Genomic DNA, 14,394 nt, shown 5'->3' on the forward strand with positions numbered 1-14,394 from the left:
TGACGGCTGTCCCGGATCTCGCGGGGTCAGGGCGGGCCGAGCGGTAGGACGCCGGTGTTGACCGTGACCGTCGTCGACGAGGGCACGGTGGTACCGGCCGACGGCTGCTGGCTGAGCACCTTGCCCGCCTGATCGGAGTTCAGGGTGATCTGGGTGATCTGACGGACCTGGTTGACGCTGCCCTGCCAGCCGCTGTCGCGCAGCGTATCCACGACCTCACCCGGGGCGAGGCCGACGAGGTTCGGCATGGAGATCCGATCGCTCTGCGCGACCTGCACGGTGATCGTCGACCCCTTGTCGGCGTTCGAACCGCCGGAGGGGCTGGTGGAGAGCACCTCGCCCCGGGGCCGCGCGGATTGCACCTCGCGGATCTCGATCTTGAACCCGGCACCTTCCAGATTCGGCTGGGCACGGTCGATCAGCTGACCGACGACATCCGGCACGAACACCTGCTCCGGACCGGACCCCAGGGTCAGCGTGACCTGACTGCCTGCATCCAGTTCGAATCCCGGGGACGGATCCTGGGCGATGACCTTGTCCTTGTCCTCGGGACTGGACGCACCGCGCTTGATATCAGGATGGACCTGCAGCCCGGCATTGGTGAGCTCTTGCGCGGCGTCCTGCTGGCTCAGCCCGACGACGCGCGGGATAGGCACCTGCTGTGGGCCGGTGGAAACCTGCATGGTGATCGTGCTGCCCTCGTCTGCCCGCGATCCGCCGAGTGGCTGGGTCGCGATGACGTTGCCGGCGCCGATCCGGCCGTCGGGCTTCTCCTGGATGGCGACATCGAAGCCGAGCGAATCCAGTTTCTGCTCCGCCTCGCCGGCCGAGAGATTCGACAGATCGGGTACCGCGACCTGATCGGGCCGGCTACCCGGACCGAGCAGCATCCAGAACAGGCCGAAGGCGACGGCCACCGCGGCCACGACACCGGCGGCAATATATGCCCGGCGGCGATTCCCACCGGCTCCGGCGCCGTAGTCGTCGATATCGTCGTCGTCCCGGCGGTGATAGCCGCGCGCCGACGGTTCCGTCGGCCCCAACATGGTGGTGCGGTCCTCGTCGGTCATCACCATCGGCGCGCCGGGCTTCTGGCCGCCCAGCACGCGGATCAGATCGGCGCGCATCTCGGCCGCGCTCTGATAACGGTTCGCCGGGTTCTTGGCCATGGCCTCGAGCACGATCGAATCCAGCTCCCGCGGAACACCGTCGTGGACGAGCGAAGGCAGCCGTGGATCCTCGCGAACATGCTGGTAGGCGACCGCGACCGGGGAATCACCGGTGAACGGCGGTTCCCCGGTGAGGATTTCGAACAGTACGCAACCGACCGAGTAGACATCCGATCGCGCGTCCACGGTTTCGCCGCGTGCCTGCTCAGGCGACAGATACTGGGCGGTGCCGATCACCGCTGCGGTCGCGGTCATCGGGTTGGCGGCGTCGGCGATCGCCCGGGCGATACCGAAATCCATCACCTTCACCGCGCCTGCGCGGTTGATCATGATGTTGGCGGGCTTCATATCCCGGTGCACGATCCCGGCCTGATGGCTGAATTCGAGTGCCGCGCACACATCGGCGATGACTTCCATCGCCCGGCGCGGCGGCAGGGGCCCCTCGTTGCGCACGATATCGCGCAACGTATCGCCGTCGACGTACTCCATCACGATGAACGGCAGCGGTCCGCCGTCCACCTCGGCCTCACCGGTGTCGTACACCGCCACGATCGCGGGATGGTTCAGAGCCGCCGCGTTCTGGGCTTCGCGTTTGAAACGCAGGTAGAAGGTGGGATCGCGTGCCAGATCGGCCCGCAGTACCTTGATCGCGACATCGCGGTTGAGCCGCAGATCGCGTGCCCGGTGGACTTCCGACATCCCACCGAATCCGATGATCTCGCCCAGCTCGTAACGAGAGGAGAGATTCTTCGGGGTCGTCATGGCTGTCCTTGATGGTGGCTCGGCACGTCGGGAGAGCTGTCGTCGTCACGGGAGCTGTTGCCGATCCCCGGCAGATCGATTTCCGGTACCGGGAAACGCGGCGTGGTGGTGGTGTCGGTTTCCTCGCTGCCCGTCGATTCCGTGGTGGTCGGCGGCGCAGTGGTGGTCTCGGTGGTGGTGGTCGGCGGTTGGGTCGTTGTGGTGGTCGGCGCGGGCGACTCGGTGGTGGTGGTCGCCGGCGGCCGGGTGGTCGTGTATTCCTGCGTGGGTGTCCAGACGGGTGGTTCGGTCACCTCGTAGGTGGTGGTGATCGGGGGCGGCGCCGGCCGTGTGGTCGGCGCTGTGGAGGAGGTCTCGCCGGGCGTGCCCGCCGGATTGGTATCACCGCCGAAGAGCAGCCACAGCACGGCCCCGCCGAGCACCAGCGCACCGATACCCAGCGCGATCATCCATTTCTGGTTCTTTCCGAGACCGCCCCCACCGGTACCGTCGCGGTAATCGCCCGGGTCGACCTCGTGCGCGCCGTGGTGGTCCATGGCCGTCGCCGGCCCGGCCATGGCAGTGGCCGGAGTGGTGTAGCGGACGGTCGCCGGATCGTCGTACGCCGGCGGCGGCGGCGCCGCGATAACACTGGTGGCACCGGCCGCGGCGAGATTACGAGGTGGCGGTGGGCGCCGGCCCGACCGCACCGCGGCGACCGCCTCGGCGAATTCGCCGCCGTCGGTGTAACGGTGGTTCGGATCCTTGGCCAGGGTGATCTCGACGAGTTCGCGCACATTCGGCGGGAGATCCGTCGGCATCGGCGGCGGTACGTCGCGCACATGTTTCATCGCGACGGTGAGTGCGCCGTCACCGGTGAACGGGCGCTGACCGGCCAGCGCCTCGTAGCCGACCACACCGAGCGAATACACGTCGCTGGCCGCCGTGGCATCCTCGCCGACCGCCTGTTCCGGCGCGATGTACTGGGCGGTGCCCATCACCATCCCGGTTTTGGTGACCGGCGAGGCGTCGACCGCCTTCGCGATACCGAAATCGGTGATCTTCACCTGTCCGGTAGGGGTGACCAGGATATTTCCCGGTTTCACATCGCGGTGCACCACACCGGCCCGGTGCGCGACCTGCAGGGCGCGACCGGTCTGCTCCAGCAGATCCAGCCCCTGCACGACCGACAAGCGGCCGAGCCGGTTCAGCACGGTGTTCAGCGGCTCGCCCTGCACCAGTTCCATCACCAGGTAGGCGGTTTCCCCGCCCTGCGGGTCGTAGGTTTCGCCGTAGTCGTAGATTCCCGCGATACCGGGATGGTTGAGCTGCGCGGTGGTCTTGGCCTCGGTACGGAACCGGTGCCGGAACGTGGGATCGGCGGAGAACTCCGATTTGAGTACCTTCACCGCCACCCGGCGATCGAGCCGGGTGTCCAGGGCTTCCCAGACCTGACCCATCCCACCGGTGGCGATCAGGCGCTGCAGCCGGTAGCGGTCCGCGATCAACGCGCCGTTTGTCAGCATCGGGTTCCCCGCAGATTCACTCGCATATCCATCTCGTTCACCGACCTCGCAGACCCGCGTCCAGAACCGCCCGGGCAACCGGCGCGGCGACCGATCCACCGGTTGCCGCCAGCGCGCGGTCGCCGCCGTTCTCCACGATGACCGCGATGGCGATCTTCGGGTTCTCGGCCGGCGCGAACGCTATGTACCAGGCGTGCGGTGGTGTATTGCGCGGATCGGAGCCGTGTTCGGCGGTACCGGTCTTGGACGCGATCCGATAGCCCGATCCGCCGCTACCCGCGGTGTTCTCCTCCGAGGCGACCATCAGATCGGTCAGGGTAGACGCTACATCGGCGCTCACGGCCTGCCCTACGGACACCGGTTCGGTGGTGGCCAGCTCGCTCAGGTCCGGGTTCTGCAACTGGTCGACCAGATACGGTTCCATCCGTACACCGCCGTTGGCCACGGTAGCCGCGATCACGGCATTGTCGAGGGGGGTGAGCGCCACATCACGCTGGCCGATGCTGCTCTGGGCGAGCGCCGCGTCGTCGGGGATGTTGCCGATGGTGCTCTCGGCGACCGGCATCGGGATACCGCGATGCGGGCCGATACCGAACGCGGCAGCCTCGTCTTCCAGCGCCGCTGTGCCGACATCGACCCCGAGTTCGACGAACGCGGTGTTGCAGGACCGGCGGAAGGCCTCGTGCAGAGTTGCGGTGGCACCGGACCCGCAGTTGGTGCCGTTGTAGTTCTCCAGGGTGGTGCTGGTGCCGGGCAGGGTGATGTTCGGTGCCGCAGTGAACTGGGACTGCGGGTCGGCCACGCCGTTGGACAGTGCGGCCGCGGTGACCACTACCTTGAAGGTGGAACCGGGCGGGTAGGTCTGCGAAATTGCCCGGTTGAGCATGGGCTGGTCCTCGTCGGCGCTCAGACTCTCCCAGGCCTGGGTGCCCTGGGCGCCGTCGTGCCCGGACAGCTGGTTCGGGTCGTAGCTGGGCGTGGACACCATGGTGAGGATTTTGCCCGTACTGGGTTCGATGGCCACGACGGAGCCGGTGTAGCCCTTGCTGGTGAGCTCGTTGTAGGCCACCTGCTGCATCATCGGGTCGATCGTGGTGACGACATTGCCGCCGCGCGGGTCGCGCCCGGAGACCAGGTCGACCAGCCGGCTGCCGAACAACTGCGCATCCGAACCGTTGAGGACGGGATCCTCCGCGCGTTCGAGCCCGGTACTGCCGTACTGCATCGAATAAAAGCCGGTGACCGGGGCGAACGCGGCCGGGTCGGTGGGGTAGACGCGCAGGTACTTGTATCGGTCGTCGGTTTCGACGGAACTGGCAAGTACCGCACCATCCGCGGAGATCTGCCCGCGCTGGCGGGAGTATTCGTCGAGCAGGACCCGGGAGTTACGCGGATCTGCACGGTAGTCGTCGGCCTTGATCACCTGGATATAGGTGGCATTGAGCAGCAGGGCCACGATCATCGCCATGACCGCCATGGCCACTCGGCGTAGTGGTGTGTTCATCGATGCTGACCCCCTTGCCGTCGTGACACCATCACCGTCTGTGCTTCTGCCAGCGGGGCGGGCGCGGGTTCCCGGCGCCGGGCCGGGGCGGGTGCGCGCGCCGCATCGGAGATCTTGATGAGCAGGGCCAGGAGAATATAGTTCGCCAGCAGGGAAGAACCGCCGTAGGAGACGAACGGCGTGGTGAGGCCGGTGAGCGGGATCAGTTTCGTCACCCCGCCGACGACCACGAAGATTTGGATGGCGAGCGTGAACGCCAGCCCGGCCGCGAGCAGTTTGCCGAAACTGTCGCGGATCGCCAGGGCGGTCCGCATACCGCGCAGGATGAGCATCAGGAACAGGAGCAGGACGGCGGTCAGGCCGATGAGCCCGAGTTCCTCGCCGATGGTGGTGACGACGAAGTCGGTTTTCGCGAACGGCACCTGCGAAGGCCGGCCACTGCCCAGCCCCGTACCTGCCAGCCCGCCTGTGGCCAGACCGAACAGCGACTGCACGATCTGGTAACCGGTGTTGTTGTAGTCGTCGAAGGGGTGCAGCCAGGTCTCGACCCGGACCCGGACATGCCCGAACATCTGGTAGGCGAAGAAGAAGCCCACCATGAGCAGGCCGCCGCCGATCAGCAGCCAGCCCACCCGTTCGGTGGCGATGTAGAGCATCACCAGCACGGTGCCGAAGATGAGCAGCGAGGTACCGAGATCCTTCTCGAAGACCAGTACGCCGATACAGACGATCCAGACGGCGAGGATCGGGCCCAGGTCCCGGGCGCGCGGAAATTCCATCCCCAGGAAATGCCGGCCGGCCGCGGTGAACAGCTCCCGTTTGGAGACGAGGACCGAGGCGAAGAAGATGATCAGCAGAATCTTGGCGAACTCACCGGGCTGCAGACTCACACCGGGGAGCCGGATCCAGATCTTTGCGCCGTTGACCTCGGAGAACGCGCTGGGCAGCAGCGCCGGGATCGCCAGCGCGACCAGCCCCACGAGTCCGAGTGTGTAGGAGTATTTGGCCAGGGTCCGGTAATCGCGCAACGCCACCAGGATTCCGACGAACAGCATGATTCCCAGTGCGGTCCACAAGATCTGGGAGTTGGCGTCGGGGGAGGGGATATCCCAGGAGTTGTAGGCGGCGGTCTGCTGGTCGGCGAGGTCCAGCCGGTGGATGAGTACCAGGCCGAGCCCGTTGAGCAGCGCCACGATCGGCAGCAGCAGGGGATCGGTGTAGGGCGCGAACCGCCGTACCGCCAGGTGCGCTACGGCGAACAGACCCAGATAGGCCAGCCCGTACTTCGCGATATCCCAGGTCACGGACTGTTCCTGGCTGGCTTCCACCAGGAACAACGCCGCCGTGGTTATCAGTGCCGCGAAACCGAGCAGCAGGAGCTCGGTGTTGCGCCGCGATGTCGGTGGCGGCGTTGCCGCGAAACCGCCCGGGGGACTCGGAAAAGCCCCGGCGGACGGTGCTGCCGGTGCGGACATCAGTCCGTCACCCGGCAGTTCTCCCCCGGCGTCTGGGGCACAGCGGTGGTGGTCGGCGCCGGCGCGGAGGTGGTCGGCGGCGCCGGCGGTGCCGGATTCTCACCGTTGGGGCCGGGTGCTTGCGTGGCGGGCGCCGGCGGGGCTGCTTCGGTGGGCATGGGCGGGGCCGGTGGCGGCGGCGGTGCGGGAGTGGTGGTCACGACGCCCGGCTGGGCGGCGGAACCGTTCTTCTTGCACACCGGCAGCAGTTCGCGGTCGGCCAGGACACGCATCTGTTCCCGCGCCTTGTCCAAGGTGCCCGGCGGCAGGCCGCGCTCGACCTGATCGCGTCCGGTCTGCTCGAGATCGCTGACCTTCAAGGGGCGGCAACCCTGCGGCAGGGGAGCACCGTTGTCGGCGAGAGTGAGCTCGCCCTGGGCGGTGACACAGCCGACCAGGTTCACCTCGTGGATGGAGTAACCCAGGATCGACCCCGGCAGGCCCTGCATGACCACGACACTGTCGTTGTCCGCGCCCACATAGTAGTTGGACCGGATCATCTTGTAGCCCACGACCAGCCCGACGACCACCGCGAACACCAGCGCCACCGCGAGCAGCAACCAGCGCAGTTTGTGCGATTTCTTCGGCGGCGGCTCGGGTTCGTTCGCGGTACGCCGCGGCGCGGCGGCCGGTGGGCGCATGGCGGCGGCACGGCCGGCGGCGGTATTCGGCGGCGGATTGTCCTCGGCCTCACCGGAGGCGGCACCGGCGACGATCGGATGGCTCTGCCCGTAGTCGAGATCGATCACATCGGCGACGACAACGGTGACATTGTCCGGTCCACCGCTGCGCAGCGCGAGTTCGATGAGCCGGTCGGCGCATTCGTCGGTACTGCCCTCGCGCATGGTGTTGGCGATGGTCTCGTCGCTGACCACATCGGAGAGGCCGTCCGAGCACAGCAGATAGCGGTCTCCGGCGCGTGCCTCCCGCATCACCAGCGTGGGCTCGATCTCGTTGCCGGTGAGGGCACGCATGATCAGCGAGCGCTGCGGATGGGTATGCGCCTGTTCCGGGGTGATCCGGCCTTCGTCGACCAGCGATTGGACGAACGTATCGTCGCGGGTGATCTGGGCGAGTTCGCTGTCGCGCAGCATATAGGCGCGTGAATCGCCGATATGGACCATGCCGAGTTTCTTGCCCGCGAACAGGATGGCGGTGAGCGTGGTGCCCATCCCGTCCAGTTCGGGTTCTTCCTCGACCTGTTCGGCGATCGCGGAATTACCGGCATGGGTGGCCCGGTTCAATTTGCCCAGCAGGTCTTCGCCGGGCTCGTCGTCGTCCAGATGCGCCAGTGCGGCGATCATCAGCTGGGACGCGACTTCACCGGCGGCATGCCCGCCCATACCGTCGGCGAGTGCCAACAGCCGGGCACCCGCGTAGACGGAATCTTCGTTGTTTGCGCGGACCAAGCCGCGGTCGCTGCGCGCTGCGTAGCGGAGAACAAGTGTCACGATCGGAGCTCGATCACTGTCTTGCCGACCCGGACAGGTGTGCCGAGCGGAACGCGGACTGCGGTGGTGACTTTGGCGCGATCGAGGTAGGTACCGTTGGTCGAGCCGAGGTCTTCGACGTACCAGTCGTCACCGCGTAGGGACAGGCGGGCATGTCGGGTTGAGGCGTAATCGTCGGTAAGGACCAGCGTCGAATCGTCCGCACGGCCGATCAATACCGGTTGGGTACCCAGTGTGATACGGGTACCGGCAAGAGAACCTTGAGTCACCACAAGATATTTGGCGCCCTTCTGGCCTCGGCGCATCGACGGCAGTACCGCGGAACCGCGCGGTCCCCGGTTCTGGAGCCGTATGCCGGAGGCCGCGTAGATATCACTGCGGAGGGTACGCAGGATTGCCCACACGAACAGCCACAACAGCAGGAGGAACCCGGCACGGGTCAACTGCAGAACCAATCCCTGCACGGCGCTCCACCTCCTGTTCGACCGTGTGCCGGTGCCGTCGGAGTGGTGACCCACCCCTTGGCCGTGCTCGTCCCGGCGGCCCGCCTTGCGGCGCCGCGCGTGTGTCGGCACATCATAGGACCGTCGGACGAGACCGATCACGATTGGACCGCCCTATTATGCGAGAGCGTTCCCGTGATCCGCACGGCGAGCCTACGGCATCAGACAATACGGATGAGGATCTCGGAATGCCCGGCACGGATCACATCACCGTCGGCCAACTGCCAATCCTGTACCGGTGAACCGTTGACGAGGGTCCCGTTTGTGGAGCCGAGGTCGGAGAGCATCGCGGTCTGGCCGTCCCAGCGCACCTCGATATGGCGGCGGGAGACACCGGTGTCCGGCAGCCGGAAATGGGCGTCCTGGCCACGGCCGATGATATTGCTGCCTTCGCGGAGTTGGTAGGTGCGGCCGCTGCCGTCGTCGAGCGCCAGCGTGGCAGAGAATCCGGGGCCGGCCGCCGGTGCGTACCCGCCCTGGGCGCCGTAGGGGGCCTGCTGGGCGGCACCCTGCGCGTACCCCTGCGCACCTTGCTGCGCGTACCCCTGTTGGTCGTAACCCTGGTCGTAACCGGGCTGCGGGGCATACCCCTGCTGGTCATAGCCCTGGTCATAGCCGGGCTGTGCGTATCCCTGCTGGTCGTAACCGCCCTGCTGGGCATACCCCTGCTGGTCGTAGCCCTGGTCGTAACCCGGCTGGCCCTGGTACCCCTGGTCGTAACCGGGCTGTGCATACCCGCCCTGGTCGTAGCCGGGCTGCTGGGCATACCCCTGCTGGTCGTAGCCGGGCTGCTGGGCGTACCCCTGCTGGTCGTAACCCTGGTCGTAACCGGGCTGCGGGGCGTACCCGCCCTGGTCGTAACCCTGCTGACCGCCGTACCCCTGCTGGTCGTAGCCGGCGCCGCCCTGCTGGTACTCGTAGCCGTTCTGATAATCGGGGGCGCCGTTGTACTGCGCGCCGGGACCGTAGTCCTCGGGGTACGCGCCGTTCTGCGGCCCGCGTCCCGCGGGTCCGGGAGCGTACCCGCGATTGCGTGGATCGGACTCCGCGTGCTCACGGCTCGGGTCGTAGCCAGAGTTCTGCGTCATGGGGCCAGCTCCTGGTTGCGGGTTAGCGGGTCGTTGTAGCGGTTCGGGGCGGTGAGCCGAGGCAGCTCCACGGCCGGCGTCGGGGTCGACGCGGCCGCTCGTCCTGAACATTCCGGTGTGCAGCGTAGGGGATGCCTCGAAGACCACGTGTACTTCGCCGTAGGTCTGCCATCCTTGTTCACGGATGTAATCCTGCAGATGTTTGGCGAATGCGCGGGTCGTGAGGTCGTGATCGGCATCGAATTGCCGGTGGTCCGACGAGTTGATGGTGATCACATAGCTGTTGGGTGCGAGCAGATGCCCACCGCCGAGATCTTGGACACTATCGGCGGCTTCACGCTGCAGCGCGGCCTCGACCTCCTGCGGAACGACGTTCCCGCCGAAGACCCGGGCGAAGACGTCACCGACGGCGCCCTGGAGGCGGCGCTCGAATCTCGAGACGATCCCCATCTGGGCCCTCCCTTCGGTGAGTCTCTCCTCATTCTTTACGACGACACGCGAATGCGGCGTGTCGTTCTACGAGCACGTTCTCTGCATGATATCCACGATCGGCTATACCTGTAACTACCGTAATGCCGATGGAGTTCCCCGCGCGTGTGAAACCGGCCTCGAAATCCACGTCACCGGACTGTCCGGCGGGCCTCTGACCACGTGATTTCGTACAGTGGTCTGCTCCGTGCTAGTGTCTTTTCCGTCGCTCGGGCGAGTGGCGGAATGGCAGACGCGCTGGCTTCAGGTGCCAGTGTCCTTCGGGACGTGGGGGTTCAAGTCCCCCTTCGCCCACTGAAAGCCGTGGACCATAGGGTTCACGGCTTTTTTGTTTCCGACGCCCGGGCTCGGGATCCGGCCGGGCCGACCGCATACGAACCGCATCAGTGTCGAAGGCGTCGGCGGAAGCTTGCCGCGGCCGCTGCTCCTTCGGTCCGTTCTGTAGTAGCGATGTGGCCTCCGTGAGCGCAGGCGAGTCCAGTCATATGGAACGGGCTGATTCGCGGCCGCTTCCAGGTGTCGTAGCCGCCATATGCCGAAATGAGACCAAGGTCACATAACCTATTTTTGGTTGCGGTACCACTGCTGAGGGTCGCCTTATTTGTAGCCTCCGGTGACCCAGTTCACGTCCTGGAACCACCCTGGTTAACAATGCGCGGGTCTACCTTGCGGGTAAATACGGGGGACCGTGAAGGTTTGTTGGGAAGAAACCGACCTGGGGTTTCTTTTGCTTCGGCGACCGGTCTGGAAACCGTGTTAACCCTTCGCGAATGCCCTGGTCGCCGATGGAGTGACCGAGTTAACGGCGGTTCGTGTTGTGGGCCTCGCGAGCCGCTTTCCGGTTGCGTGTAACCCCGGTAACGGATATGGCCGTGACCAGTAAAAACCAAATGTACTTGCAAATGAAAGCGCCGCTGTAAGGCCGTGTGGTGCTGCTGGAAGTTAGCTGGAGTGGGGTCGCGGGGTGGTTGTCTGCGGGTTTGCTGGGTTCGAACTTATACCTGTGACCTCTTATGCAATGGGTTGCGTAGGCATAACGATTGTGTAGAGTCGACGGTAACGCTGGCCGCAGCTAGAGCGGCGACTCGCTGCGGCCAGCGGAATTCAATGGGGGAATTCGCACTGATCATCGAGTCCACGTTGCTGTCACCTCACAAAGCGGTGTCCGCTGTTGTGTGCTCGGCGTTGTCTATTCGTGGTTCCGTTGCCCGCCGCCGGCCGGCAGGCCCGCTACGGTCTCGGATTCGGCGCTCGCCCGGCGTCCGGCAGTGAAGATGTAGGCGAGGAACAGTGTCTCGGCGAGCAGGCCACAGGCAATCCGAACGGGCGTGGGTAATGCGCTCGGAGTGACGAAACCTTCGAGAAGTCCCGCTACCAGCAGCGTCGGCACCAGGCCCAGCGCGATAGTGGCGGTGGCCCGGCCCTGCCGGGCCACCGCTTCGGCGCGGCTCGCGCGTCCCGGATCGACGAGGGTCCAACCGAGTTTCAGTCCGGCGCCACCGGCGATGAAAATCGCTGTCAACTCCAGCATCCCGTGGGGCAGCAGAAAGCCGAACAGGGAATCCAGCCGGCCGGCATCGGCCATGAGGCCGGCCGTTACGCCGATATTCAGCGCGTTCATGAACAGCAGGTACAACACAGGCAGGATCAGAACGCCGAGAAACAGTGCCAGGGCGGAGACCCAGGCATTGTTGGTCCAGACCAATGCGGCGAATGCGTCGTTCGGATGTTCGGTGTAATAGGTTTCGAAGGCCCCGCCGGGTGCGGTGAGTGCCCGAGTGTCTTCTTGCAGCCCAAGGGTTCTGCGCGCCGAAGGGTCCGCCGAGATCCACGTCGTGAAGCCCGCCACCACGGTGAGAAATACGACGGCCACGGCCAGCCACCAGCCGCAGGCCCGGTAGACGGCGGCCGGAAACCGATGAGTGAAGAATCGCCGGACCTCGGCCCAGGTATCGGGCGAGCTGCCGACGATGATTCTGCCGCGCGCCCGGGCCAGCACGGCACTCAATCCGGCGACGAGTTCCGGTTCAGGACTGTGCGTCTGCAACCGCGCCAGCTGCTGGGAGGTCTGCCGGTAGAGCCGTACCAGTTCATCGGCCTCGGCCCCGGTCAAGGTTCGCCGGCCGGTCAGATAGTTCAGCCTGGTCCAGGCTTGCCGATGCCTCGTGCTGTAGGCGTCCACATCCATCGGCTTACCTCCCGCTCCGCCGTTCTGCCGCTGCACCCGGTGCTGTACCCCCGCGTTCGGCGAAGCCGGTCACGGCCCCGGTCGCCGTGAAAGAATGCTATTCGATATGGCTGAATTCACGACGGGGGAAGCGGTGGCGCTCGAGCTGCCGGTCGCCCGTATCCCGACCCGTGTCGCGGCATTCGTGCTCGACCTGGTCCTGCAGATCGTGCTCGGGATCGTGCTGCTCATCGTGGTGATGCTCGTGATGCAGGGGGACGACAGCAGTCCCTGGTTCGCTGCACTGATGCTGGTTTCGCTGGTCACCGTACTGGTCGGCTATCCCGTGTTCTGGGAAACCGTGCTGCGCGGTGCGACACCGGGCAAACTCGCTCTGGGGCTACGCGTGGTGCGCGCCGACGGTGGCCCGGTGGATTTCCGGCATGCGCTCACCCGTGGCCTGACCGGCGCGATCGTCGATTTCTGGATACTCGGTCTCTTCGGCTTGATCGCGGTGGCGAGTTCTATGTGCTCACCCGGCGCGCGGCGGGTGGGTGATGTCCTGGCCGGAACGGTGGTCGTGCATATTCGGCAGCAGCTATCCCTGCCGGCGCTGGCGATACCACCGGCCTGGCTCACCGGCTGGTCGGCCGGACTCGATCTCACCGGGTTGCCCGAGGATCTGGCGCTGGCCGTGCGTCAGTACCTGACCCGTATCGACTCGCTCACTCCGGGCGCGCAGCACGAGATCGGGCAGGCGCTGGTTTCGGCGGTGTGCGCCCGGCTACGGGTCGCGGCCCCGGGTGGTTATCCGCCTGTGCAGATACTCGGAAGCGTGATCGCCGAACGGCAGCGGCGTTCGCTACCGGACGTACCGGTTCCGCCGATGTTGTACGCGCCATCGCAGACCCCGGTCGCGCAGCCGCGGTGAGCCGCGGTGCGGTGATCACAGGGCCGCGGACTGTTTGAGTTCCAGGTACTCGTCCGCCAGCGCACCCGGCAAGTCGGGGCCGGCGGCGGCGATCACGGCAACCCCCATCCGGCGCAGCGATTCCTGGACTACCGCCTGTTCGGCGAGCCGGGATTCGGCGGCCGCGGCGCGGTACAGCGCGCGCAGATCGCTGCGGTCGGCGGCCGCGGCGGTGATCTCCGGATCGGTGACCGAGACGATCAGTACCCGGTGGCGTTCGGCGAGTACCGGTAGCACCGGCAGTAGATTCTCGGTCACCGCCGCGCTGTCCAGTCCGGTGAACCAGACGATGAGACTGCGGCGGCGAGCCCGGCGGATCGCGGCCCGCACCAGCCCTTCGGAATCGGTATCGACCAGTGCCGGGGTGACCCCTGCCAGCGCGTGCATGAGCTTCGGCTGCACACCGCGCCCGACTCCGGTGCGTACCTCGGCGCGTACCTCGCGGTCGAAGGCGATCAGGCCGACCATATCGCCGCCTGCTGCGGCCAGACTGCCCAGCAGTAAGGCCGCCTCGATCGCACCGTCGAGGCGGGTACCGGCGCCCACCCGGGCAGCGCTGATCCGGCCGGTGTCCAGCAGCATCAGCACTTGCCGGTTGCGTTCCGGGCGCCAGGTCCGGACCAGCACATCGGTGGCTCGCGCGGTTGCCCGCCAGTCGATGGTGCGGACATCGTCGCCCGGCACGTATTCGCGGAACGAATCGAATTCGGTGCCCTGGCCGCGTAGATCCGCCAGATTCCGGCCTTCCAGATGGTGCAGCCGCTTGATCTTGCCGCCGAGCAATCGTTCGCTGTGGAACGGCGGCAGCGCCCGGACCCGCGCAGGCACCACTCGCTGGAACTGGTGACCGGTCAGCCCCAGCGGGCCGAACAGGCGTACGGTGACCGGTCCGGCGGCGCGATCACCGCGGCGGGTGGGCGTGAGTGTGGTGCGCACGCGGACGCGGTGGCCGGGTGCGAGGTTCAGCGGGTGTTCCCGGCCGGAGGCATCGGCGCTGCCGGGCCAGTCGTCCCACAGCCGGCCCCGGAGTGTGCGGGAGCCCGTATTGGTTACTGCGATCTCGATATCGGTGGCGGCACCGAGTCGTAGCACCGTCAGTTCCGTCCGTTCCAGCACCACATCCGCGCTACCGGCGGTGAGAGCGCGGTCGGTGGCGGCCAGGGCACACAGTAGGGCGGTCGTCAACAGAACCCCGAACCACGAGGGCGACACCACCGTGACGAATACCGCCGCCGCGACCGCGATCCCGAACAACCGGCCCGTGACGACCAC

General features: G+C 66.5%; 10 protein-coding genes and 1 tRNA gene. 2 read left to right on the plus strand and 9 right to left on the minus strand.

The window, feature by feature from the left end:
* Positions 1-26 precede the first annotated feature (26 nt).
* The 7 genes from pknB to ON22_RS00230 all read right to left on the minus strand — a co-directional run bounded on the left by pknB (position 27) and on the right by ON22_RS00230 (position 9,946).
* Complete coding sequence (gene pknB, locus ON22_RS00200) at positions 27-1,931, minus strand: Stk1 family PASTA domain-containing Ser/Thr kinase (protein ID WP_033243783.1); 1,905 nt, start codon at positions 1,929-1,931, stop codon at positions 27-29.
* Positions 1,928-3,436 carry a protein kinase domain-containing protein gene (locus tag ON22_RS00205; protein WP_033244415.1) on the minus strand — a complete coding sequence of 503 codons (1,509 nt, stop codon included), beginning with the start codon at positions 3,434-3,436 and terminating at the stop codon, positions 1,928-1,930. Before ON22_RS00205 ends, pknB begins: the two co-directional genes overlap by 4 nt.
* A 37-nt stretch (positions 3,437-3,473) precedes the next feature.
* Positions 3,474-4,940, minus strand: a complete 1,467-nt coding sequence (locus tag ON22_RS00210) for a peptidoglycan D,D-transpeptidase FtsI family protein (protein WP_033243784.1) — start codon at positions 4,938-4,940, stop codon at positions 3,474-3,476.
* Positions 4,937-6,415, minus strand: a complete 1,479-nt coding sequence (locus tag ON22_RS00215) for an FtsW/RodA/SpoVE family cell cycle protein (protein ID WP_033243785.1) — start codon at positions 6,413-6,415, stop codon at positions 4,937-4,939. Before ON22_RS00215 ends, ON22_RS00210 begins: the two co-directional genes overlap by 4 nt.
* Positions 6,415-7,905, minus strand: coding sequence for a PP2C family protein-serine/threonine phosphatase (locus ON22_RS00220; protein WP_033243786.1), 1,491 nt, complete (start codon positions 7,903-7,905; stop codon positions 6,415-6,417). The genes ON22_RS00215 and ON22_RS00220 overlap by 1 nt, the downstream gene beginning before the upstream one ends.
* The gene (locus ON22_RS00225; RefSeq protein ID WP_033243787.1) at positions 7,902-8,369 is read right to left on the minus strand and encodes an FHA domain-containing protein FhaB/FipA; all 468 of its coding nucleotides are present in this window, start codon (positions 8,367-8,369) and stop codon (positions 7,902-7,904) included. Before ON22_RS00225 ends, ON22_RS00220 begins: the two co-directional genes overlap by 4 nt.
* A 200-nt stretch (positions 8,370-8,569) precedes the next feature.
* Positions 8,570-9,946 (minus strand): FhaA domain-containing protein, encoded by a 1,377-nt coding sequence (locus ON22_RS00230; protein WP_033243788.1) that lies wholly within the window; start codon positions 9,944-9,946, stop codon positions 8,570-8,572.
* 250 nt (positions 9,947-10,196) lie between these two features.
* On the opposite strand from ON22_RS00230, the gene ON22_RS00235 reads away from it, so the two are divergent.
* Positions 10,197-10,279 (plus strand) — tRNA-Leu (locus ON22_RS00235).
* Between the two features lie 895 nt (positions 10,280-11,174).
* Here ON22_RS00235 and ON22_RS00240 read toward each other — a convergent pair.
* Entirely contained in the window at positions 11,175-12,173 is a 999-nt protein-coding gene (locus ON22_RS00240; protein ID WP_033244416.1) for a stage II sporulation protein M, read from the minus strand.
* A 106-nt stretch (positions 12,174-12,279) separates the two neighbouring features.
* On the opposite strand from ON22_RS00240, the gene ON22_RS00245 reads away from it, so the two are divergent.
* A complete protein-coding gene (locus tag ON22_RS00245; RefSeq protein ID WP_033244417.1) occupies positions 12,280-13,083 on the plus strand; it encodes an RDD family protein in 804 nt (267 codons plus the stop codon).
* Between the two features lie 15 nt (positions 13,084-13,098).
* On the opposite strand, the gene ON22_RS00250 is transcribed toward ON22_RS00245, so the two are convergent.
* Complete coding sequence (locus ON22_RS00250) at positions 13,099-14,394, minus strand: DUF58 domain-containing protein (protein WP_033243789.1); 1,296 nt, start codon at positions 14,392-14,394, stop codon at positions 13,099-13,101.

It is taken from the genome of Nocardia carnea NBRC 14403 (assembly GCF_000308515.1).
Lineage (GTDB): Bacteria > Actinomycetota > Actinomycetes > Mycobacteriales > Mycobacteriaceae > Nocardia > Nocardia carnea.

What these genes read in the sequence shown, in the direction of transcription:
- ON22_RS00230 (WP_033243788.1), bottom strand. Translation starts at nt 9,946, where the DNA reads ATGGGGATCGTCTCGAGATTCGAGCGCCGCCTCCAGGGCGCCGTCGGT.
- ON22_RS00245 (WP_033244417.1), top strand. Translation starts at nt 12,280, where the DNA reads ATGGCTGAATTCACGACGGGGGAAGCGGTGGCGCTCGAGCTGCCGGTC.
- ON22_RS00215 (WP_033243785.1), bottom strand. Translation starts at nt 6,415, where the DNA reads ATGTCCGCACCGGCAGCACCGTCCGCCGGGGCTTTTCCGAGTCCCCCG.
- ON22_RS00205 (WP_033244415.1), bottom strand. Translation starts at nt 3,436, where the DNA reads ATGCTGACAAACGGCGCGTTGATCGCGGACCGCTACCGGCTGCAGCGC.
- ON22_RS00240 (WP_033244416.1), bottom strand. Translation starts at nt 12,173, where the DNA reads ATGGATGTGGACGCCTACAGCACGAGGCATCGGCAAGCCTGGACCAGG.
- pknB (WP_033243783.1), bottom strand. Translation starts at nt 1,931, where the DNA reads ATGACGACCCCGAAGAATCTCTCCTCTCGTTACGAGCTGGGCGAGATC.
- ON22_RS00210 (WP_033243784.1), bottom strand. Translation starts at nt 4,940, where the DNA reads ATGAACACACCACTACGCCGAGTGGCCATGGCGGTCATGGCGATGATC.